The following is a 20,559-nucleotide window of genomic DNA, read 5'->3' on the forward strand; positions in this document are numbered from 1 at the left end:
GCCGCGGCCGTGGCCCCCGATGAGCGGCCGAAGCCCGACCGCACCATCGTGCGCGTCATGGTGCGGCCGCGCTGGATCGCCATGTTGCTGCTCGCGATCGCCATCGCCGGTGCGTTCGCCTGGCTCGGCCACTGGCAACTCGAGCGGGCCGTGGTCCCCGCGGCCGACACCGCCGAGGTCAGCGAGATCGCGCGCCCCATCGGTCAGGCGCAAACGCCAGGCAAGCCCATGTACGACACATCCATCGGCCAGACCGTCACGGCCGAGGGGCGCTACGTTCCGGGCGACTTCAGCGTCATCACCGAGCGCGTGCAAGACGGCCGCACGGGCTACTGGGTGGCCGCGCACTTCGAGCAGAGGGCCGGCTCAGAGGGCACGACCGGTTCCGAGGGTGCGGCTATCGCGGTGGCGGTCGGATGGACCGAGAGCGAAGAGGTCGCGAAGGACGCCGCCGCGGAGCTCAACGCCCAGCCCGCGGCATCCGACGATGTCACCGTCACCGGGCGACTCATCCCGGGCCAAGCGCCCGAGACCGCCGAGGATGGCGACCCGAACGTGCTCAACACCATGGCCGTGTCGGCGCTCATCAATCGGTGGCAGGACATGACCGGCCACGACGTCTACGGCGGATACGTGATCGCGGGCGATCCCGCCGAGGTGGGCCAGGTCGACGGACTCGTGGCTATCGACGCCCCGCCGCCCGTGCCCGAAACCACGGTCAACTGGCTCAACATCTTCTACGCCGTCGAGTGGGTCGTCTTCGCGGGCTTCGCGGTCTTCCTCTGGTACCGCCTCGTGCGCGACACCTGGGAGCGCGAATACGAGGAGAAGCTCCTGGCCTCGGGAGCTGGCCCCGAACCCGTTCGCGTAGACTAGGGCCATGCCCCTAGAACCTCGACAGAGTGATCTGCCGCGCATCCGTGGCGCTCTGCGCTTCTACCAGATCGCGTCGATCATCACCGGTGTCATGCTGCTGCTGCTGTGCATCGAGATGCTGCTGAAATACGCCATGGGCTTCGAGATCGAGCTGGGCGGTGGCTCCGGTTTCCTCGGCCTCGTGCCCGTCGACACGGTGACGGGCGTCAACCTGTCGACCGGCATCCTCATCGCGCACGGCTGGTTCTACGTGGTCTACCTCTTCAGCGACTTCCGCCTGTGGTCGCTCATGCGCTGGCCGTTCAGCCGCTTCATCCTGATCGCCCTGGGCGGCATCGTCCCGTTCCTCTCCTTCTTCCTCGAGGCCAAAGTCGGCCGCGAAGTGAAGGCCTATCTTGCTTCCCGCGCCGAGCGCGCCAACACCCCCACGGAGGTTTCCCATTAGCGAGAAGGCCACGAGCCAACGACCCGTCCTCGTCGTCGATTTCGGTGCGCAATACGCGCAGCTGATCGCACGACGCGTGCGCGAGGCCGGCGTCTATTCCGAGATCGTGCCGCACTCCATCACGGCCGAAGAGGTGGCGGCCAAGAACCCCACCGGCATCGTGCTGTCGGGCGGCCCCTCCAGCGTCTACGAAGAGGGCGCCCCGGCGCTCGACAGCAAGATCTTCGACCTCGGCGTGCCCACCATGGGCATCTGCTACGGCTTCCAGGTCATGGCCCAGTCGCTCGGCGGCGAGGTCGCCCACTCGGGTCTGCGCGAATACGGTTCGACCGGCGCGACCATCACGGGAGACGGCGGCACCCTGCTGGCCGGCCAGCCCACCGATCAGACGGTGTGGATGAGCCACGGCGACCAGGTCTCCAAGGCGCCAGAGGGCTTCGAGGTGCTCGCATCGACCGGTTCCACCGCGGTGGCCGCGTTCGGAAACGACGAGCGCAAGCTCTACGGCGTGCAGTGGCACCCCGAGGTCAAGCATTCGGCGCACGGCCAGGCCGTGCTCGAGAACTTCTTGCACCGTGCCGCGGGCATCCCCTCTGACTGGAACCCGGGCAACGTCATCGCCGAGCAGGTCGACAACATCCGCGCGCAGGTCGGTTCGGCCCGCGTCATCTGCGGCCTCTCCGGCGGCGTCGACTCCGCCGTCGCGGCGGCCCTCGTGCACAAGGCCGTCGGCGACCAGCTGGTCTGCGTCTTCGTCGACCACGGCCTGCTGCGCCAAGACGAGCGCCGTCAGGTCGAAGAGGACTACGTGGCCTCCACGGGTGTGCGCCTCGTCACGGTCGACGCCCGCGAGCAGTTCCTCACGGCCCTCGCCGGGGTCACCGACCCCGAGCAGAAGCGCAAGATCATCGGCCGCGAGTTCATCCGCAGCTTCGAACAGGCCGAGGCCGATCTGGTGCGCGAGGCACAGGCCGATGGCGAGCCAATCCGTTTCCTCGTGCAGGGCACGCTCTACCCCGATGTCGTCGAGTCCGGCGGCGGAACGGGCACGGCCAACATCAAGAGCCACCACAACGTGGGTGGGCTGCCCGAAGACCTGCAATTCGAGCTCGTCGAGCCGCTGCGCACCCTGTTCAAGGACGAGGTGCGCGCGATCGGTTCCGAGTTGGGCCTGCCCGACGTCATCGTTCAGCGCCAGCCGTTCCCCGGCCCCGGCCTCGGCATCCGAATCGTCGGCGAGGTCACGGCCGAGCGCCTCGAGCTGCTCAAGAAGGCCGACTCGATCGTGCGCGAAGAGCTCACGGCGGCCGGTCTCGACCGCGAGATCTGGCAGTGCCCGGTCGTGCTGCTCGCCGATGTGCGCTCGGTGGGCGTGCAGGGCGACGGCCGCACCTACGGTCACCCGATCGTGCTGCGCCCCGTGTCGAGCGAGGACGCCATGACGGCCGACTGGACACGTCTGCCCTACGACCTGCTCGCCCGCATCTCGAACCGCATCACCAACGAGGTCGACGGTGTGAACCGCGTCGTGCTCGACGTCACGTCGAAGCCGCCGGGCACCATCGAATGGGAGTGAGTGTAGGCGCCTGACGCCGCATCACTCTGGTGTCGCACAACTCTGACGCCGCACAGAAGAAGGGCCGTTCCTCTCGGAACGGCCCTTCTTCGTTCAACTGTGCGTCGCTGCGCGAGGGCTCGGGGGCGAGAGGATGTCCGCCAGCCCCCGAGCGAGCGCGCGTTAGCGCGTGGCGGTGACCGTAAGGGTTCCGGCGCGGCGCAGGCGGCGTCGGGCGGCGAGCACCGTGCCGACGGCCATCAGGGCGAGAGCCGCGAGGGCGAACGGCGCGATAGTGCTGCCCGTGAGCGCCAGCGGTCCCGATGCGCTGTTACCCGCGACGGGTGCGACGGCGGCCGGGGTCGTCGTCTCGGACGGGATCGGCGTGGCGGGAGCATCGGCGGCGACCGTGAACGTCGCCGTGGCCGTCACACCGGTCTGGGCGCCCGTGAGCGTGACCGTGTGGGTGCCGAGCTCGGTGGGAGCCGTGAACGCGTAGACGGCGCCGCCGTCGATCGTGTCCACATCGCCGAGGTCGACCGGGTCGGAGGCGAGGACGCCGTCCAGCTGCCAGTCGGCGTTGAAGCCCGCGGCCGTGACCGTCAGGTCGGCGCCGGGGCGGACCGTCGTCGCGCTGGGCGTGGCGGTGGCGCCCGTGCTGAGTGCCTTCAGGTCGCGCTTCAGCTCGAGCGCGTTGGCCGAGGTGAAGAACAGGTCGGTCTGATCAGACAAGCCCACCACGTTGGCCGCGCCGGGGCCGTAGCCCGCGATGCGCACCTGAGAACCGGTGTGCTGCTGCGATTCGCCCGCGTTGGCGGTGCCGTAACCGACGATCATCTTCTGACCCTCGGTGGTGAGCAGCGAGGCGCTGAGGCCGGGAGGGGTCGAGCCGAGGATCTGGCTCGTGTGGGCGTGGTCGGCCGTGACGACGACGAGGGTGTTGCCATCCTTCTTCGCGTAGTCGAGGGCGACCTTCACGGCCTCGTCGAGGTCGACGGTCTCACCGATCTGGCCACAGGCGTCGGCGGCGTGGTCGCGCTTGTCGATCGAGGCGCCTTCGACCTGCAGGAAGAAGCCCTGGCCGCCGTCGGCCTTCGGCTCGGCGAGCAGATCGATCGCCTTGGTGGTGAGGGATGCGAGCGACAGACCCGTTTCGAGTCGCGCCGGGTTGGGCGTGCAGCTCGCCGCGGGCAAGTTGCCGCCGCCGACGGTGGCCTCGGGGCCTACCCAGCGGGTGGGGAAGTTGCCCGGGGTGAAGAGGCCCAGTACGGGCTTCGTCTGGTCGGCTGCGGTAACGGCGTTCAGGCCGGCTGCGTTGTTCACGAGCTGGTAGCCGCGGTCGGCCGCCTGGTCGAAGAGCGTCTGGTCTTTCCACTGTCCGGCGGCAGCCTTCTCGCCGAACGTGGTCGAGCCTCCGCCCAGCACGACGTCGGGGCGCAGGTTGAGCAGCTGTTCGCTGATCGACCCGAGGCCGCCGTTCTCGAGCGCCTCGGCCGAGCAGTTTTTGGTGGTGGCGACGGGGCCGTAGCAGCCGCGGGCCGAGATGTGGGCGATCTGGGCGCCGGGGGTGGCGTCCTGGATCTCGGCGGTGGACACGTTGCCCGTCTTCAGGCCGTTGGCCTTCGCGATCTCGAGCAGCGTCGACTGCGGCTTGCCGGCGATGTCTACCGAGAGCGCGCCGTTATAGGTCTTCGTTCCGGTTGACCAGCCCGAGGCGGTCGAGGCGGATTCGGAGGCGTAGTTGGGGGTGCCGTCTTTGTTCAGGGCGTAGGTCGTGTACTGACCGGTGAGGGGCAGGGCGTCGATGCCGGGGAACGAGCCGCCCGCGCCTTCGACGTAGTTGCGGGCGACGGTGATCTCGGAGTCGCCCATGCCGTCACCGATGAGCAGGATGACGTTCTTGGCGGGGCCGTTGACGAGCGACTCGCGCACGGCCTCGGTCTGGTCTTGTCCGCCGTGGCGGCTCGAGCCGCCGTTGTCGCTCGGACCGGCGGCGAAGGCGGCGGCGGGTGCGGCGACGAACGTTCCGACGACGGCGACCGTTGCGGCGCCGGTAAGCAGGCGGCGGGTGAGCCTCGCCCGGGTGGTGGTGCTGTGGGACATGTGAACCCCTTCAGTGAGAGTGCTCTCGAATGAGCAGCCCTCACAGTCGACCGGCGCCGGGTGAACGCCCGGCAAATGGCCCGCGAACGGGGGTGGTGAATCTCATGGCGACACGACGAAGCGCCGGCCCCGTTGGGGACCGGCGCTTCGGTGAGGATGTGTTGCGGTTCGCGCCCGAATGCGGCGCGGAGGCGACTAGTCGCGGGCGATGGCCAGCATGCGCAGGATCTGCAGGTAGAGCCAGATGACCGTCAGCATGATGCCGAACACGCCGGTCCAGCCGTACTTGCGGGGGGCGCGGTTGCGCACACCCTGCTGGATGGCGTCGAAGTCGAGCACGAGCGAGTAGGCGCCGAGGAGGACGACGAAGACGCCGAGGATGAGACCCAGGGGGATGCCGAAGACCTCTCGCGAGTCCAATCCGAAGCCGGTGTCAATGACGCCGAAGGCCATGAGGCCGACGTTGATGAGCGAGTAAACGAGGTAACCGACCATCCCGATCATGAAGATCTTGGTGGCGCGCTTCGAGGCACGCACCTTGCCGCTGGCGAAGAGGGCGAGCGTGACGCCGACGACGGCCAACGTGGCGAGCACGGCCTGGCCCACGACGCCGGGGTACATGGTCTCGAACGCGAGCGAGATGGCTCCGACAAAGACGCCCTGCACAGCGGCGTAGGCCATGATCAGGGGCGGCGACGGCTCTTTCTTGAAGATGTTCACAAGCGCGAGCACGAAGCCGACGATGCCGGCGAGCATGACGACGCTCATAGCGGACGGCGCTACCGAGACGAGCAGCCAGCCGGCCGCAGCGCCCACGAGGAGCACGCCGAAAGCGATGATGCTCTTCATCACGGTGTCTTCGACCGACATGCGGTCGGTCTGCACGGAACCAGCGGCGGGCTGGTTGTACATGTCTTGCAGCTGGTCGGCGGAGACAGGAGGCACGGCGAGCGTCTGCCCGTTTGCGCCCTGGAACGCTCGGTTATTGAAAGCCGGGTTGTTCGATGCAGCCATTTCTGGTTGTCCTTCGTCGTTGGAGCGATGCGTGTGGGGTTTCTCGTGGTGCGAGAGATTCATTCAACAGTAGTAGAGAACGCTGAGAACTGTCCCTTATTCCGGGGGCATCCGGGGTGCCCGAGCCGACTCGAGGGCGCTCCGAGGCGGGTAGCGCCGTGCGGCGAGCGCTCGGCCGGCGGTGGTTAGCTGGACGTCATGACTGAACGCGAGAAGCACGGCCGCAGCGAACCCCTCGTCATCGGGCATCGTGGCGCCCCGGGCTACCGGCCCGAGCACACGCGCTCGTCCTACGAACTCGCGTTCGAGATGGGGGCGGATGCTGTCGAGCCCGACCTCGTGGCCACGCGCGACGGTGTGCTCGTGGTGCGGCACGAGAACGAGATCTCGGGCACGACCGATGTGGCGGAGCATCCGGAATTCGCCGACCGCCGGCGCACGACCACGGTGGATGGCCGCGAGCACACGGGTTTCTTCACCGAGGACTTCGATTGGGCCGAGCTGCAGACCCTGCGTGCGCGTGAACGTCTGCCCCGGGTGCGTCCCCGGAGCGCCGCGTTCGACGGTTCCGAACCGCTGCTGCGCCTCGAGGACCTGCTCGAGATCGTGGATGCCGCCTCCGAACGCCGCGGTCGGCAACTCGGGCTGGTGGCCGAGGTCAAACACGCCACCCATTTCGCATCCATCGGCGTGCCGCTCGACGAGCTGGTCGCCGACGCGCTGGCGTCGTTCCCGACCGAGCATCTCGTCGTCGAATCGTTCGAGGAGACGGTGCTGCGCCAGCTGCACGAGCGCGGTCTCGGCGGGCGCGGCGTGTACCTCGTCGAGAAGGCGGGGGCGCCGTTCGATCGGGTGGCCGCCCACGGGCCTGAGGCGCCGAGCTACGCCGAGCAGCTGACATCCGAAAGCCTTGCCGCCTTCGGGGCGAGCGCGTGGGTGCAGGGCATCAGCGTGGACAAGAGCCTGCTGTTGGGCGCTGACGGTTCGGAAGAGCAGCGCGCCGATGGGGCCGCCCTCGTCAATCTCGCCCACCATTCCGGCCTGGATGTCTTCACGTGGACGCTGCGGCCTGAGAACCGTTTCCTCACCCCGGCGTTCCGGCTGGAGGGTGCCACGAACGCGTTCGGAGACTGGCGCGGCGAGTTCCAGGCGGTGCTCGAAACGGGCGTCGACGGCATCTTCGTGGACCACCCCGATCTCGGCCGGGAGAGTGTCGGTGGTGCCGCTTAGACTTGGGGGGACATGACGACTGAGAACCCCTCCGACCGCGATTCCGCGACGCCCATCATCCTCGACGGGTGGCCCGTCGCCGAGATCCCTTCGGGCGACGGCGTTGACAGCAACGGGTCTCGCGATGGCGCGAACGGATGGCCGGGCGGCGACGGTGCTGGTGCCGGTGCCGGTGGCGGTGCTGGTGGCCCCGGCTGGGGTGGCGCGTCGCGTCTGCTCGACGGGTTGAACCCGCAGCAGCGCGAGGCCGTCGAATACCGCGGCCCGGCGTTGCTCATCGTCGCCGGGGCGGGCTCGGGCAAGACCAGCGTGCTCACGCGCCGTGTGGCCAGCCTGATCGAGAGCCGCGAAGCGTGGCCGAGTCAGATCCTCGCCATCACCTTCACCAACAAGGCCGCCGCCGAGATGCGCGAGCGCGTGGGGGCGCTGCTCGGCCAAGGTGCCGACGGCATGTGGATCTCCACATTCCACTCGGCGTGCGTGCGCATCCTGCGCAAAGAGGCCGAGAATTTCGGCTTCACGCAGAGCTTCACGATCTACGACTCCGCCGACTCGCGTGTGCTGCTCAAGCGCATCATCAAGGAGCTCGAGGCCGACACGTTCGGGTTCACGCCGGCCAATGCGTCCGCTCGCATCTCGAAGCTCAAGAATGAGCTGGCCGATGTGGACAGCTTCGCGCGCATGGTCAACACCTCCGACCCGCAAGAGGCCATGTTCCTCGCCATCTTCCGCGCCTACACGCGGGCGCTCACGGCGGCGAACGCTTTCGATTTCGACGACCTCATCGGTCAGACGGTCTATCTGTTCCGCGCGTTCCCGCACGTGGCCGCCAAGTATCAGCGGCGGTTCCGGCACGTGCTGGTCGACGAATACCAGGACACGAACCACGCCCAGTACTCACTCATCCGCGAGCTCACGCGGGCCGTGCCGACCGAGATGGTGAACGAGCTCGAGGCCGCGGGCGACCACGTGCGCAATCTGCGCGACGACGAGGGCAAGATCCCCGGCGCCTCGCTGACCGTGGTGGGTGATTCCGACCAATCGATCTACGCCTTCCGCGGGGCCGACATCCGCAACATCACCGAGTTCGAGCGCGACTTCCCGGGCGCCAAGGTGGTGCTGCTCGAGCAGAACTACCGCTCGACGCAGAACATCCTGTCGGCCGCCAACGCCGTCATCGCCAACAACTTCGACCGCAAGGACAAGAAGCTGTGGTCGGCCGGCGGCGACGGCGACAAGATCATCGGCTTCACGGGTTATTCGGGGCACGACGAGGCCCAATTCGTGGCCGACGAGATCGAGAAGCTGCACGCAGCGGGCATGGCCTACTCCGAGATCGCCGTCTTCTACCGCACCAACGCGCAAACGCGAGCGCTCGAAGAGATCTTCATCCGATCGGCCCTGCCCTACCGCATCATGGGCGGCACCAAGTTCTATGAGCGCGCCGAGATCAAAGACGCCATGGCCTATCTCGCGGCCGTCGCCAACCCGCTCGACACGCTGGCCATGCGCCGCATCCTCAACACGCCGAAGCGCGGCATCGGACCCGCCACCGAGACGCAGCTGGCATCCTTCGCCGAGGCCAACGACATCTCATTCCGCGAGGCGCTGCGCGACGCGGCCTCGCTCGGCCTCGGCCCCAAGGTCACGCGCGCGATCACGGGCCTGTCCGAGCTGCTCGACGAGGCCAGCGCACTCGTGGCCGAGGGCAAGGTGTCCGACGTCATCACGCTGCTCATCACCAAATCGGGTCTCGTCGAGACGCTGCGCTCCAGCCGCGACCCGCAAGACGAGGCGCGCGCCGAGAACGTCGAAGAGCTCATCGCCGTGACGAAAGACTTCGAGCGCAACAACCCCGACGGCAACCTCGTCGACTTCCTCACCGAGGTGTCGCTCGTGGCCGCCGCCGACGACCTCGACGACAGCTCCGGCACCGTCTCGCTCATGACGCTGCACACGGCCAAGGGGCTCGAATACGATGCCGTGTTCCTCACGGGCGTCGAAGAAGACCTGCTGCCGCACCGCATGTCGGCGGGCGAACCGGGCGGCCCGTCCGAAGAGCGCCGGCTGTTCTACGTCGGCATCACGCGCGCCCGCAAGAAGCTGCACATCTCGCTCGCCATGACGCGCGCGCAATATGGCGAGACGTCGGTGGCGATGCCCAGCCGCTACCTGCAAGAGATCCCCGCCGAGCTGATCGAGTGGCGTCAATCGCCCGGCATGGCCAACTCGCGCGGCGGCACCCAGTCGCGGGCACTCAACGCGCAGAAGTCCCGCTGGGGCGACGACTCCGCGCCCGGGCTGCAAGGGTCGTTCAACGGCAAAGCGCTCACCGAGAAGAAAGATTGGCCCAACCGCGTCACCAACCAGGTGCGCGACAACGGTGACCTCGAGCTGCAGAGCGGCGACCGCATCCGGCACACCGACTTCGGCGAGGGGCGCGTGCAGCAGGTCACGGGCATCGGGGCCAAACGCATCGCCCACGTGGCCTTCGACTCGGCCGGGGCCAAGAAGCTGCTGATCAAGATCGCGCCGATCGAGAAGATCTGAGTCGCTCGCAGGCTGAGCTCGCCGGATGCGCCGGATGCGCCGGATGCGCCGGATGCGCCGGATGCGCCGGAAGTGACGGAAGTGACGGGAGCGCTGGATGCGCTGAACGCGCGCGGAACTGCGCCCACGCCGTGATCCCGCGCGCGGCGGCGGTGAGCGCGGCGGCGGTGAGCGCCGCGGGAGGTTGCGCCTGTCGCGGCGGCGCACGCCTCTTGTAGGCTCGGGGGCGACCGGGGGTGGCGTGTCGCAGCGTCGTGAACCCTCGCCGACCATCCGCCGACGATCCGAGGGGTTCCCATGTCGAACGCCAGCCACCGTCCACCCGCTCCCGACCATTCAGTCGATCCGAACACGCCTGCCCTGCAGGTCACCGGGCTCGCCAAGAAGTTCGGCGAGAAGATCGCCGTCAACGGCATCAGCCTCACCGTGCCCACCGGGTCGTTCTACGGCCTCGTCGGCCCCAACGGCGCCGGCAAGACCACGACGCTCAGCATGGCCACGGGCCTGCTGCGACCCGACTACGGGCAAGCCTTCGTGCACGGCGTCGACATGTGGCAGCATCCCATCGAAGCGAAGCGTTTGCTCGGCATCCTCGCCGACGGCGTCAAGTTGTTCGACCGGCTCACGGGCGAACAACTCGTCACCTACAACGGGCTGCTCTCCGGTCTCGACCGCGACACCGTTGCTCAGCGCACGCACGACCTGCTCGCGTTGCTCGACCTCGACAAGGCCGGCGGAACGCTCGTCGTCGACTACTCGGCCGGTATGACGAAGAAGATCGCCCTCGCATCCGCCCTCGTGCACGCACCGCGCGTCCTCGTGCTCGACGAGCCCTTCGAGTCGGTCGACCCGGTCTCGGCGGCAAACATCCGCGACATCCTCAAGGGGTATGTGCAGAACGGCGGCACGGTCATCGTGTCGAGCCACTCGATGGACCTCGTGCAGCGCATGTGCGACCACGTGGCCGTCATCGCCGCCGGGCGCGTGCTCGTGGCGGGAACCGTCGACGAGGTGCGCGGCGAATCCACGCTCGAAGACAAGTTCGTCGAACTCGTCGGCGGCCGACACCACGCGGAGGGCCCGGAATCGCTCACCTACTGGGTGCGCGACCCGCGATACCTGCGCCAGCTGATCTCGGTGCCGATCCTGTTCGCCGTGTTCTGGGTGGTGTCCACGTTCAACGAGAACTACATCCTGCTCTACCTGACGGGCCCGTTCATCGCGTTCTCGTTGGCGCTCGTCATCTTCGCCGACATCTCCTACGACGGCACCGCCTTCGCGACCCACCTCGCCAACGGCGTCCGCGGCGTCGACGACCGGTGGGGCCGGGTTGCCGCGCTGCTGTCGTTCGGCCTGCCGGCCACCGTTCTGGGCGCCGTCGGCTCGGTCGCGATCTCGGGGGAGTGGGCGTTCCTGCCCGCCATCCTCGGGCTCAGCCTCGGACTGCTGTTCTCCGGCATGGCCGTCGTCAGCGTGTCGTCGGCGCGGTTCGTCATCACCGTGCCGGCCGCGGGCGACTCGCCCTTCAAGTCGAACGCGGGTGGAAGCATCGGACAGGCCGGCATCTCCTTCGCCGTGATGGGGATGCTGCTGCTCTTCACCCTGCCCGAGATCGTCCTCACGATCATCGCGTTCGTCACGGGGGACATCGTCTTCGGCTACGCGACGCTCGCGGTGGGCGTGGTGCTCGGACTCGTGCTCATGTTCGTCGGCATCCGTGTCGGCGGGCGCACGCTCGACCGCACGGGCCCCGACCTGCTGGTCAAGCTCAAGTTGCTGAGGAACGGCTGACCCGCAGTCGGCGCAGATAGAGATCGCGCGGGGCCGTGCGGATGACCCGGGGCAGGCGTGGCCAGATTGCCCGGGTCACCCGCATGGCCGCGTCGAACCGTAGCTGGCGGCTCCGCGACCAGCGGAAGCCGAACGCGTCGCGCAGGCGATCGTCGAGCAGCCCGACGGTGACGAGGCGCGCGAGGGGCATACCGGCCTTCAACCAGAGCGGCCCCCGGCGCGGGTGCAGCAGATCGGTGGCGACGCGTCGGGCCTCGGGAGTGACGGTGAGCTCAGACATCCGCCGGGCCCAGTAGGTGGCGAAAGCCGTGCGATCGACCGGCCACGCACCCTCGGGAACCTGCAACGCCGTGCCGAGAACCGCATAGCCCTGATAGACGCGCTCGGCGTCGGCGGGGGACAGCGGGCCGAAGATGCGCTCGAACATCTGGATGGCGGTGTCGTAGAGCGTGGCGGCGACCCACAGCTGCGCATCCGCATCGAAGGCGTTGTAGGCGACCGTGTGGGGGTCGCTGGCGATGTGCGACGACGGAGGCGACCCGTCGCGACCGGACGTCGCGGCCTCGTGAGAGCCACGACGCGGCGGCGGATCGCTGTGAACGGGCCCGTGCGCTCGATTGACCCGCCGGGCCGTCTCGCGCCGCTCCTCCTCGGTGCCGAACACCTGCGCGTAGACGAAGGACAGCGTGCCGTTCAGGCGGTCGAGCGGCCGTTCGCTGAAGTTGGAGTGCGCGGCCACCGCCACGCCGATACGGGGGTCGGCGATCTGCAGCAGGATGGCGCGGCCACCGCCCGCGACGAGCACACCCTCGCGCGCGACATCCCCCAAATCGGTCATGGCGTGCACCATATCGTGGCCAGCTTGGAGGGCCCTGCCACAACCCGACCGCCGCACGGGAGTAGAGTCGGGGGAGGCAATTTCTCTCGACGTCGAGCAAACCTCGGCCGGAGAACGCCGCATACACTCACACAGATAGAGGCGGGGTTAGGAACCGAACGTGGATCTTTACGAGTACCAGGCACGAGACCTATTCGAGAAGTACGAGGTGCCGGTTCTGCCCGGTATCGTCGCCGAGACGCCCGAGGAGGTGCGCGCCGCCGCCGAGAAGCTGGGCGGTGTCGTCGTCGTCAAGGCTCAGGTGAAGACCGGAGGCCGCGGCAAGGCCGGCGGCGTCAAGGTGGCGAAGACGCCCGACGAGGCCGAGGAAGCGGCGAAGGCCATCCTCGGACTCGACATCAAGGGCCACGTCGTCAAGCGCGTCATGGTCGCGGGTGGCGCCCGCATCGCCCAGGAGTTCTACTTCTCGGTGCTGCTCGACCGCGCCAACCGCTCCTACCTGTCGCTCACGAGCGTCGAAGGGGGCATGGAGATCGAGGTGCTCGCCGTCGAGAAGCCCGAGGCGCTCGCGCGCATCGAGGTCGACCCGATCGCCGGAATCGACATCGCCAAGGCCCGCGAGATCGCCGAAGCCGCGAACTTCCCGGCCGAACTGGTCGACAAGGTGGCCGACGTCTTCGTCAAGCTCTACGCCGTCTACACGGGCGAAGACGCGACGCTCGTCGAGGTCAACCCGCTCGTGCTCACCGAAGAGGGCGACATCATCGCGCTCGACGGCAAGGTCTCGCTCGACGAGAACGCCTCGTTCCGTCACGCCGACCACGCGGCCCTCGAAGACACGGCGGCAGAAGACCCGCTCGAGCTGAAGGCCAAGGAGAACGACCTCAACTACGTCAAGCTCGACGGTGAGGTCGGAATCATCGGAAACGGTGCCGGGCTCGTCATGTCCACGCTCGACGTCGTCGCCTACGCCGGCGAGGCCCACGGCGGCGTCAAGCCCGCCAACTTCCTCGACATCGGCGGCGGAGCCTCGGCAGCCGTCATGGCCGCCGGCCTCGACGTCATCCTGGGTGACTCGCAGGTCAAGAGCGTCTTCGTCAACGTCTTCGGCGGCATCACGGCGTGCGACGCCGTCGCCAACGGAATCGTCGACGCCCTCGGCATCCTGGGCGACACCGCCACCAAGCCGCTCGTCGTGCGACTCGACGGCAACAAGGTCGACGAGGGCCGCGCCATCCTGCAGGCCGCGAACCACCCCCTCATCACCCTCGCCGCCACCATGGACGAGGGCGCCGACAAGGCCGCCGAACTGGCTTCCCGCTAAAGCGCGGAAAGGACTAAGGAAAAAAGCATGTCAATCTTCCTCAACAAGGATTCGAAGGTCATCGTCCAGGGCATCACCGGCGGCGAAGGCACCAAGCACACGGCCCTCATGCTGAAGGCCGGCACCCAGGTCGTCGGCGGCGTGAACGCCCGCAAGGCCGGCACCACCGTCACGCACGAGGGTGGCGTCGAGCTGCCCGTGTTCGGCACCGTGGCCGAGGCCATCGAGAAGACCGGCGCCGACGTGTCGATCGCCTTCGTGCCGCCCGCCTTCACCAAGGATGCGGTCATCGAGGCCATCGACGCCGAGATCCCGTTGCTCGTCATCATCACCGAGGGTGTGCCCATCGGCGACTCGGCCGAATTCTGGGCCTACGCTAAGGAGAAGGGCTCGAAGACGCGCATCATCGGCCCGAACTGCCCCGGCATCATCACGCCCGGCGAGTCGCTCGTGGGCATCACCCCCGCGAACATCACGGGCAAGGGACCGATCGGCCTCGTCTCGAAGTCGGGCACCCTGACTTACCAGATGATGTATGAGCTGCGCGAGATCGGTTTCTCGACGGCCATCGGCATCGGCGGCGACCCCATCATCGGCACGACGCACATCGACGCCCTCGCCGCGTTCGAGGCAGACCCCGAGACCAAGGCCATCGTCATGATCGGTGAGATCGGTGGCGACGCCGAAGAGCGTGCAGCCGACTTCATCAAGGCCAACGTCACGAAGCCCGTCGTGGGTTACGTCGCGGGCTTCACCGCCCCCGAGGGCAAGACCATGGGCCACGCCGGCGCCATCGTGTCGGGCTCGGCCGGAACGGCTCAGGCCAAGAAGGAAGCCCTCGAGGCTGCGGGCGTGAAGGTCGGCAAGACGCCGTCCGAGACCGCCAACCTCATGCGCGACATCATCGCGTCGCTCTAACCCGCGCTCAGCGCACGCACGACAGAAGGCCCGCCCGGTTCGCCGGTGCGGGCCTTCTGCATGTGTGGAGGAGGGTCTGTTGGCGCCGCGCCCTGGTTAGAGCGCGAGAAGCGATAAGGTGCCTTATGGAAGGTGAGTATGAAGAAGGCCATTGAAGAGGGGCTGCGGCTCGAACTGGCGTCGGCGGCCAAGCGGAGGGCCGACGCATCCGCTGATCTGAGGTTCGCTGTGCTGCGTGCCTCAACGTGGGGGATATCCCAGCGCGAGATCGCTGCCATCCTCGGCGTGAGTCAGCCTGCGGTGTCCCAGATGCTGGGAACGGTGCGCCGCGCTTCTCTGGGCCATGGCCCGATCGGGAGACATGTCCTCGAGCACCGCGACGACATCGTCCGCATCGCTCGCCAACATGAGGCCAGCAGGCTTCGCGTCTTCGGTTCCGTGGCGCGCGGAGAAGATACCGATGACAGCGACCTAGACCTTCTCGTCGAGATGCACACCGGGGTCGGCATGTTGGCCATTGCTCGCCTGGGCGATGAATTGGCCGACCTGCTCGGCGTCCCGGTCGATATCGTCCCCGAGCATCAGGTGAAGGCCGAGTCCCTCGAAGCGTTGCTCGCATCGGCAGTCCTGCTGTGAAGAGGACCGACGCTGATCACCTCGACGACGCGCTCACTCATCTGCGCGTGCTCCACGAGCATCTGATGCTGACAGAAGCTCACGACCAGGTGGTGCTGGATGCTGCAGCCCTGCGTCTCTCGCGCGAACAGAACGCCGGGCGTCCTCGCGAAAGATCCGCGGCCGACGCCCGGCGTTAAGCGTGCACCGAGTGACTAGCGCGCGCCGACCGGCTCGGCGACCGCCGGGGCGGTGCCCTCGGGGTTGTGCAGCGAGACGCCGTGGCCGCGACGGCGGAACAGCAGGGCCGACAGGATCGCTCCGACGAGGAAGAAACCCGCGCCCCAGAAGTAGGCCGTCGAGTAGCTGTGCACGGCCGCGTCGGCGAGCACCTCGGGTGAGGCGGGCAGGTTCGAGGCCACGAAGTCGGTGGCCGCGGTTGCCGCGAGCGTGTTGAGGAGCGCGGTGCCGATCGACCCGCCGACCTGCTGGCTCGTGTTCACCATGGCCGAGGCGACGCCGGCGAATTGGCGGTCGACTCCGAGGGTCGCGGTCTGCATGGACGCCGGCATGATCGAACCCATCGCGAAACCGAGAACCATGAGCGCGGGCAGCACATCGGCCGCATAGGTGCTGTCGAGGGTGAGGCGCGTGAGCAGCAGCATCCCCGTCACGCCGAGGAGCATGCCGAACGGCACCATGACCTTGGGGCCGAAGCGCGGCACGAAGATGTTGGTCGAGAGCTGCGCGGCGAGCACGAGCATGCCGATCATGGGCAGGAACGACAGGCCGGTCTGGATGGGGGAGTAGCCGAGCGACGCCTGCAGGTAGTAGGTGACGAAGAGGAAGATCCCGAACATGCCCGCTCCGGCGATGAGTACCGAGGCGTAGGCGGCCCCGCGGTTGCGGTCGAGAACGATCGACAGCGGCAGAAGTGGATGCGCAGCGCGACGCTGCCAGAACACGAAGGCGACGAGCAGCACGACGCTCGCGGCGAGCATGCCCCACGTGGCCGGGGAGTCCCAGCCGTCGGTCTCGGCGTTCGAGAAGCCGTAGACGAGCGTGAAGAGGGCGCCGGACACGAGGATGGTTCCCGGAACGTCGAGCTTCGGCCGCGCGCCTTCGCGCTTCGGCGAGGAGACGAAGATGACGGCACCGATGATCGCGATGATCGCGATGAAGACGTTGATGTAGAGGTTCCAGCGCCAGTCGAGCTTCTCGGTGAGGAAACCGCCGAGCAGCAGGCCGACCGCGCCACCCGCGCCGGCGATGGCGCCGAAGACACCGAATGCACGGGCGCGTTCCTTGGGGATCGTGAACGTCGTGGTGAGCACGGCGAGGGCCGTCGGGGCGAGCAGTGCGCCGAAGGCACCCTGCAGGGCCCGGGCGGCGACCAGCAGGCCGAAGCTGTCGGCGGCGCCACCCAGCGCGGAGGCGAGGGCGAAACCGATGAGGCCGATGATGAAGGCGCGCTTGCGACCGATGAGGTCGGAGAGGCGGCCGCCCAGCAGCAGGAGGCTGCCGAAAGCGAGGGAGTAGGCGGTGATGACCCACTGGCGGTCGCCGTTCGAGAAGCCCAGGTCGGCCTGCGCGGCGGGCAGCGCGATGTTGACCACGGTGGCGTCGAGCACGACCATGAGCTGGGCGATGGCGACGGCGGTCAGTGTCCACCAGCGGCGGGATGATGCGGCGGCAGCGGGCGCCGCGGTAGCGGGTGAAGCGGAGGAAGTCTGTGGCATGTCGAGAACTATATACGGAACCGGCGAGTTTCGGATACGATCAGTTCTATATTTAACCCTTCGCTAACATGGGGTGAACTCATGCAGGCCCGAAAACACGAGGAGATCGCCGCAATGACGCAGGTCGAATCCCCCAAACTGGGGCGCAAGCGCGATCACTCGCGCGACCCCGAAATCCTGGACGCCGCACTCGAGGTGCTCGCCGAATGCGGGTACGACGGCATGACCGTCGAGATGGTGGCCGCGCGGGCCAAAGCAGGCAAGGCCACGCTCTACCGCCGCTGGGCCTCGAAGAACGAACTCGTGATCGACGCCGTGGCGTGCATGAAACGCGCCGACCTCGAACACCTGCCCGATACCGGCACGCTGCGCGGCGACCTCGTCGGCCTGATCAAACCGCGCACGATCGAAGAGGCCGAGAAGAAGCTGCAGATCATGGCGGGGCTCTCGTCGATGCTGTCGAAGTCGCCCGAGCTCGCGCAGGCGATCGAGCAGGCCATCATCCGGCCGCGTGCCGAGGCGAACAAGACGCTGCTGCTGCGCGCCATCGAACGCGGCGAGATCTCGAGCGACTGCGACCTCGAAACGCTCTCGCTGATCACCCCGGCCATGACCGCGTATCGCGTGCTCGTGCTGCAGAAACCCGTCGACCGCCCGTTCCTCCTCTCCATCATCGACGGCGTGCTGCTGCCGGCCGTCGGCATCCGTATGGCCGATTCTTTCGAACGGACGCCAGCGGGCTGAGTCGTCGAAGCGCTACCGTGTGCTCAGCGCCCGGTAGTCGACCGTGTGCCCGATCGAGAAGGGCAGCATGATGACGGAGTCGGAAAGCGCCCAAAGCGTGCGGATTGCCCGTCTCGAGGCCGAGAACGCGAGGCTTCGAGAACGCGAACGTGTGACGACGGAAAAATCCGACGCGCCGAAGACGGGTCGAGTCGCGCGGCTTTTCTCTCAGGCCCTCTCAGCCCTGCTCATCGTCGTGGCCGCCGTGCTCGCGCCCGTGAGTATCGCCGCGAGCTGGGCGGTCACAGAACTCACGGACACGCAGTCTTTCGTCGAAACCTTCGGTCCCCTCGTGGACGAACCGGCTGTGCAGGATGCCGTGATTCGCGAAACCGAGGCCGCGATCAGCGAAGCGCTCAACGTCGAGGCCCTCACCGACGACCTCTTCGACGGGATCGAAAGTCTGGGCGTGCCGCCGAAGGCCGCTGCCGCCCTCGACCTGCTGCGCGAACCGGCAGCAGCCGGCGTGACTTCGGCGATCGACCGTGTGGTGGAGAAAGTCGTCCGCTCGGATGCGTTCTCGACCGTGTGGAACGAAGCCCTCACGCGGACCCACCGTCAACTGACCCTGAGTCTCGAGGGCGACCCGGATGCCGTCATCGAGATCGGGGCCGACCCGCAGGGTGACATCGGCGTGCAGCTCGGGCCGATCGTCGACCGCGTGAAGGCGGCCCTGGTCGCCGACGGTTTCGCGCTGGCCGAACGAATTCCATCCATCGATCGCACCCTCGTGATCGCCGAAACGTCGCAGGCGGCCGGTGTGCAGACGATCTATACGCTCCTCGTCGCGGTGGGGCCGTGGCTGCCGGCGATCGCGCTGGTGGCTGCCGCCGGAGGGGTCCTCCTGGCGCGCAACAAGCGACGGGCCGTCATCGCCGCGACCATCGCCGTTGCGGCCACGGCCCTGGCGCTCGGCGTTGCGCTCGCGATCACGAGGCCACTCCTGCGCCGCGCGGCCCGCGCCGACGGTTTCCCGGGGGACGCACTCGAGGTCGTCTTCGATCATGCGACAGCGGGCGTGTTCGCGCTCGTCAGCAGTGTCGTGGTGATCGGTGTGGCCAGCGCGGTTGCCGTGTGGCTCGCGGGCCCCGGCCGGGCACCTCGGGCGTTGCGTTCGGGCGCGCGGGACGCGGCATCTGCGGTGCGCGGGTTCGGCGAGGCGCACGGCGTGACCACGGGCGCCTTCGGAGCACGTCTGGCCCGTGTCATCGGTCTGCTCCGCTGGGTCGTGCTCCTGGTTGCGGCCGGAATCGTTCTCCTGGTTCGACCGATCGACGCCGCAGACATGGCCTGGATCGCGGTCGGGGCCATCGCGCTGCTGTTCGTCCTCGAAGTGCTTCAGCGCCCGGCCCACAACACCCCGGCCGGGCAGCCTGTCGAGGAAGCGGGCTGAGGGTAGGCTCCAAGTCGGATGAACCGCTCACAGACTGCCACTCTCGCTGCCCTCGAGACCCTGATCGCCATCGCCATCGGCGTGGCGATCCCGCTCGTACCCCTGTCGCTCTTGTGGGCCATCCAGGATGGTTTCGCGACCGACTGGCTCGTTTTCTGGCGGGCTGCCGTGGACATCTGGTTGGCAGGCAACGGCGTCGACATCCGGGCCACAGCGGATGCCGCCACCATCGCCCAGGTCGGCGTGGCACAGGCCGCCCAACCCTTCTTCGTGACCATCGCGCCCCTCGCCTTCGCGCTCTTCTCGGTCCTCGTGGCCGTGCGCATCGGCCGTCGTGCGGCCGAGACCCGGTACTGGCAGTCGGGCATCGCGGGTTCGCTCGTGGCTGCGCTCGTGGCGTCGGCGCTCCTCACCTTCTCGGCGTTGTCCGATCAGTTGCGACCGTCGATCCTGCAGGGCATCGTGTTGCCGCCGCTCGTCATCGCCGTGGGGCTCGCGATCGGAGTCATCCGCCACCGGGTCGCGTCAGCCGCTTCGAGCGCATCCGGCTCGACGGTTTCTGCCAAAGTGTCCGGAGCGCGTTCGGGCGCGGCCGCCCGCGGGTCCTCCGCGGGTCTCGGCGAACGCATCGCCGACCGCTTCAGCGACACCCAGCTGGCTGTGCTGCGCGCCGGATTCACGGGCGCTACGGCGGTGGTCGCCGCGGTTCTCGCCGTGGCCAGCGTGCTGCTCGCCCTCACGATCTTCGCCAACTTCGGCACCATCACCACGCTCTACGAGAGCACGCAACTGGGCGTGACGGGTGGCATCGTCGTCACCCTCGGCCAGCTCGCGTTCATGCCCAACCTCGTCATCTGGGTGGCCTCGTGGCTCGTGGGGCCCGGCTTCGCGCTCGGCACCGGCACGAGCGTCTCGCCGGTCAACACGGTCGTCGGCCCGCTGCCGGCCTTCCCGATCCTCGGCGCCGTGCCGACGGTCGACCTCCTGTTCGGTTTCGTCGGCATCCTGGTGCCCCTGCTCGCCGGCTTCTTCGCCGCCATGCTCGTGCGCGAACGCCTGACGGATGCCGCCACCCCCGCTCACGCCAACCGCACCCTCGCCGCGGGCGCCGTGGCCATCGGGCTCATCTCCGCGCTCGTCTTCGCCGTGCTCGCATCCCTGTCGGGCGGAGCGATCGGCCCGGGTCGCCTGGCCGAGGTCGGGCCGAACCCGCTCTGGGTGGCGCTCTTCGTCTTCGTCGAGGTGACGATCGCGGCGCTCATCGGCATGTTGGCGAGCGGCCATTCCGACGACCACCACGACGCCGGTTCGGCGCCCGCCACTTCCGGTCGCTCGCGCCTGACCGAGCGGGAATCGGGTTCTCGCTCAAAACGGTAGGCTGTTCG

16 protein-coding genes and 1 pseudogene are annotated in these 20,559 nt (G+C 68.1%); 13 read left to right on the forward strand and 4 right to left on the reverse strand.

Features of this window, described 5'->3' with window-relative positions; translation table 11 throughout:
- The first annotated feature begins 9 nt into the window (after positions 1-9).
- Genes ACZ6IE_RS03480 through guaA form a run of 3 tightly spaced genes read left to right on the forward strand, consistent with a single transcriptional unit; the run spans position 10 to position 2,897 of the window.
- Positions 10-876: an SURF1 family protein gene (locus ACZ6IE_RS03480; RefSeq protein WP_464606794.1), complete on the forward strand. Its 867-nt coding sequence runs from the start codon at positions 10-12 to the stop codon at positions 874-876.
- A 4-nt stretch (positions 877-880) separates the two neighbouring features.
- Positions 881-1,321, forward strand: coding sequence for a DUF3817 domain-containing protein (locus tag ACZ6IE_RS03485; RefSeq protein ID WP_077053800.1), 441 nt, complete (start codon positions 881-883; stop codon positions 1,319-1,321).
- Positions 1,317-2,897 (forward strand): glutamine-hydrolyzing GMP synthase, encoded by a 1,581-nt coding sequence (gene guaA / locus ACZ6IE_RS03490; RefSeq protein WP_464608580.1) that lies wholly within the window; start codon positions 1,317-1,319, stop codon positions 2,895-2,897. Before ACZ6IE_RS03485 ends, guaA begins: the two co-directional genes overlap by 5 nt.
- 162 nt (positions 2,898-3,059) lie before the next feature.
- Here the strand turns inward: guaA and phoA are convergent, their stop codons facing one another.
- Together phoA and ACZ6IE_RS03500 are read right to left on the reverse strand one after the other, a co-directional pair.
- Positions 3,060-4,979 (reverse strand): alkaline phosphatase, encoded by a 1,920-nt coding sequence (gene phoA / locus ACZ6IE_RS03495; protein ID WP_464606795.1) that lies wholly within the window; start codon positions 4,977-4,979, stop codon positions 3,060-3,062.
- 195 nt (positions 4,980-5,174) lie between these two features.
- The gene (locus ACZ6IE_RS03500; protein WP_445997210.1) at positions 5,175-5,993 is read right to left on the reverse strand and encodes a Bax inhibitor-1/YccA family protein; all 819 of its coding nucleotides are present in this window, start codon (positions 5,991-5,993) and stop codon (positions 5,175-5,177) included.
- Between the two features lie 198 nt (positions 5,994-6,191).
- On the opposite strand from ACZ6IE_RS03500, the gene ACZ6IE_RS03505 reads away from it, so the two are divergent.
- The 3 genes and pseudogenes from ACZ6IE_RS03505 to ACZ6IE_RS03515 form a co-directional block, all read left to right on the forward strand.
- Positions 6,192-7,223, forward strand: a complete 1,032-nt coding sequence (locus tag ACZ6IE_RS03505; RefSeq protein WP_464606796.1) for a glycerophosphodiester phosphodiesterase family protein — start codon at positions 6,192-6,194, stop codon at positions 7,221-7,223.
- Between the two features lie 12 nt (positions 7,224-7,235).
- Positions 7,236-9,773: an ATP-dependent helicase gene (locus tag ACZ6IE_RS03510; RefSeq protein WP_464606797.1), complete on the forward strand. Its 2,538-nt coding sequence runs from the start codon at positions 7,236-7,238 to the stop codon at positions 9,771-9,773.
- Between the two features lie 297 nt (positions 9,774-10,070).
- Positions 10,071-10,865: pseudogene (locus tag ACZ6IE_RS03515) on the forward strand (ABC transporter ATP-binding protein); the annotation flags it as partial.
- Positions 10,866-11,541: 676 nt separating this feature from the next.
- On the opposite strand, the gene ACZ6IE_RS03520 reads toward ACZ6IE_RS03515, so the two are convergent.
- Positions 11,542-12,402 (reverse strand): oxygenase MpaB family protein, encoded by an 861-nt coding sequence (locus ACZ6IE_RS03520; protein ID WP_464606798.1) that lies wholly within the window; start codon positions 12,400-12,402, stop codon positions 11,542-11,544.
- 160 nt (positions 12,403-12,562) lie between these two features.
- Here ACZ6IE_RS03520 and sucC point away from each other — a divergent pair, with 160 nt between their 5' ends.
- From sucC to ACZ6IE_RS03540, 4 genes are all read left to right on the forward strand, one after another.
- Positions 12,563-13,726, forward strand: coding sequence for an ADP-forming succinate--CoA ligase subunit beta (gene sucC / locus ACZ6IE_RS03525; protein ID WP_079726981.1), 1,164 nt, complete (start codon positions 12,563-12,565; stop codon positions 13,724-13,726).
- Positions 13,727-13,753: 27 nt separating this feature from the next.
- Positions 13,754-14,644, forward strand: coding sequence for a succinate--CoA ligase subunit alpha (sucD, locus tag ACZ6IE_RS03530; protein ID WP_077053792.1), 891 nt, complete (start codon positions 13,754-13,756; stop codon positions 14,642-14,644).
- A 138-nt stretch (positions 14,645-14,782) separates the two neighbouring features.
- Positions 14,783-15,280 carry a nucleotidyltransferase domain-containing protein gene (locus ACZ6IE_RS03535; RefSeq protein WP_464606799.1) on the forward strand — a complete coding sequence of 166 codons (498 nt, stop codon included), beginning with the start codon at positions 14,783-14,785 and terminating at the stop codon, positions 15,278-15,280.
- Positions 15,277-15,459 carry a hypothetical protein gene (locus ACZ6IE_RS03540; protein ID WP_464606800.1) on the forward strand — a complete coding sequence of 61 codons (183 nt, stop codon included), beginning with the start codon at positions 15,277-15,279 and terminating at the stop codon, positions 15,457-15,459. Before ACZ6IE_RS03535 ends, ACZ6IE_RS03540 begins: the two co-directional genes overlap by 4 nt.
- Before the next feature lie 15 nt (positions 15,460-15,474).
- On the opposite strand, the gene ACZ6IE_RS03545 is transcribed toward ACZ6IE_RS03540, so the two are convergent.
- Positions 15,475-16,998 (reverse strand): MFS transporter, encoded by a 1,524-nt coding sequence (locus ACZ6IE_RS03545; RefSeq protein ID WP_464606801.1) that lies wholly within the window; start codon positions 16,996-16,998, stop codon positions 15,475-15,477.
- Positions 16,999-17,112: 114 nt separating this feature from the next.
- Between ACZ6IE_RS03545 and ACZ6IE_RS03550 the strand changes: the two genes are divergently transcribed.
- The 3 genes from ACZ6IE_RS03550 (at position 17,113) to ACZ6IE_RS03560 (ending at position 20,551) form a co-directional block, all read left to right on the forward strand.
- Positions 17,113-17,742, forward strand: coding sequence for a TetR/AcrR family transcriptional regulator (locus tag ACZ6IE_RS03550; RefSeq protein WP_079726985.1), 630 nt, complete (start codon positions 17,113-17,115; stop codon positions 17,740-17,742).
- Positions 17,743-17,893: 151 nt separating this feature from the next.
- Entirely contained in the window at positions 17,894-19,174 is a 1,281-nt protein-coding gene (locus tag ACZ6IE_RS03555; protein ID WP_464606802.1) for a hypothetical protein, read from the forward strand.
- An 18-nt stretch (positions 19,175-19,192) separates the two neighbouring features.
- A complete protein-coding gene (locus ACZ6IE_RS03560) occupies positions 19,193-20,551 on the forward strand; it encodes a cell division protein PerM (protein ID WP_464606803.1) in 1,359 nt (452 codons plus the stop codon).
- Positions 20,552-20,559: the final 8 nt, after the last annotated feature.

The sequence above is a fragment of the Okibacterium sp. AC114 genome (assembly GCF_979253355.1).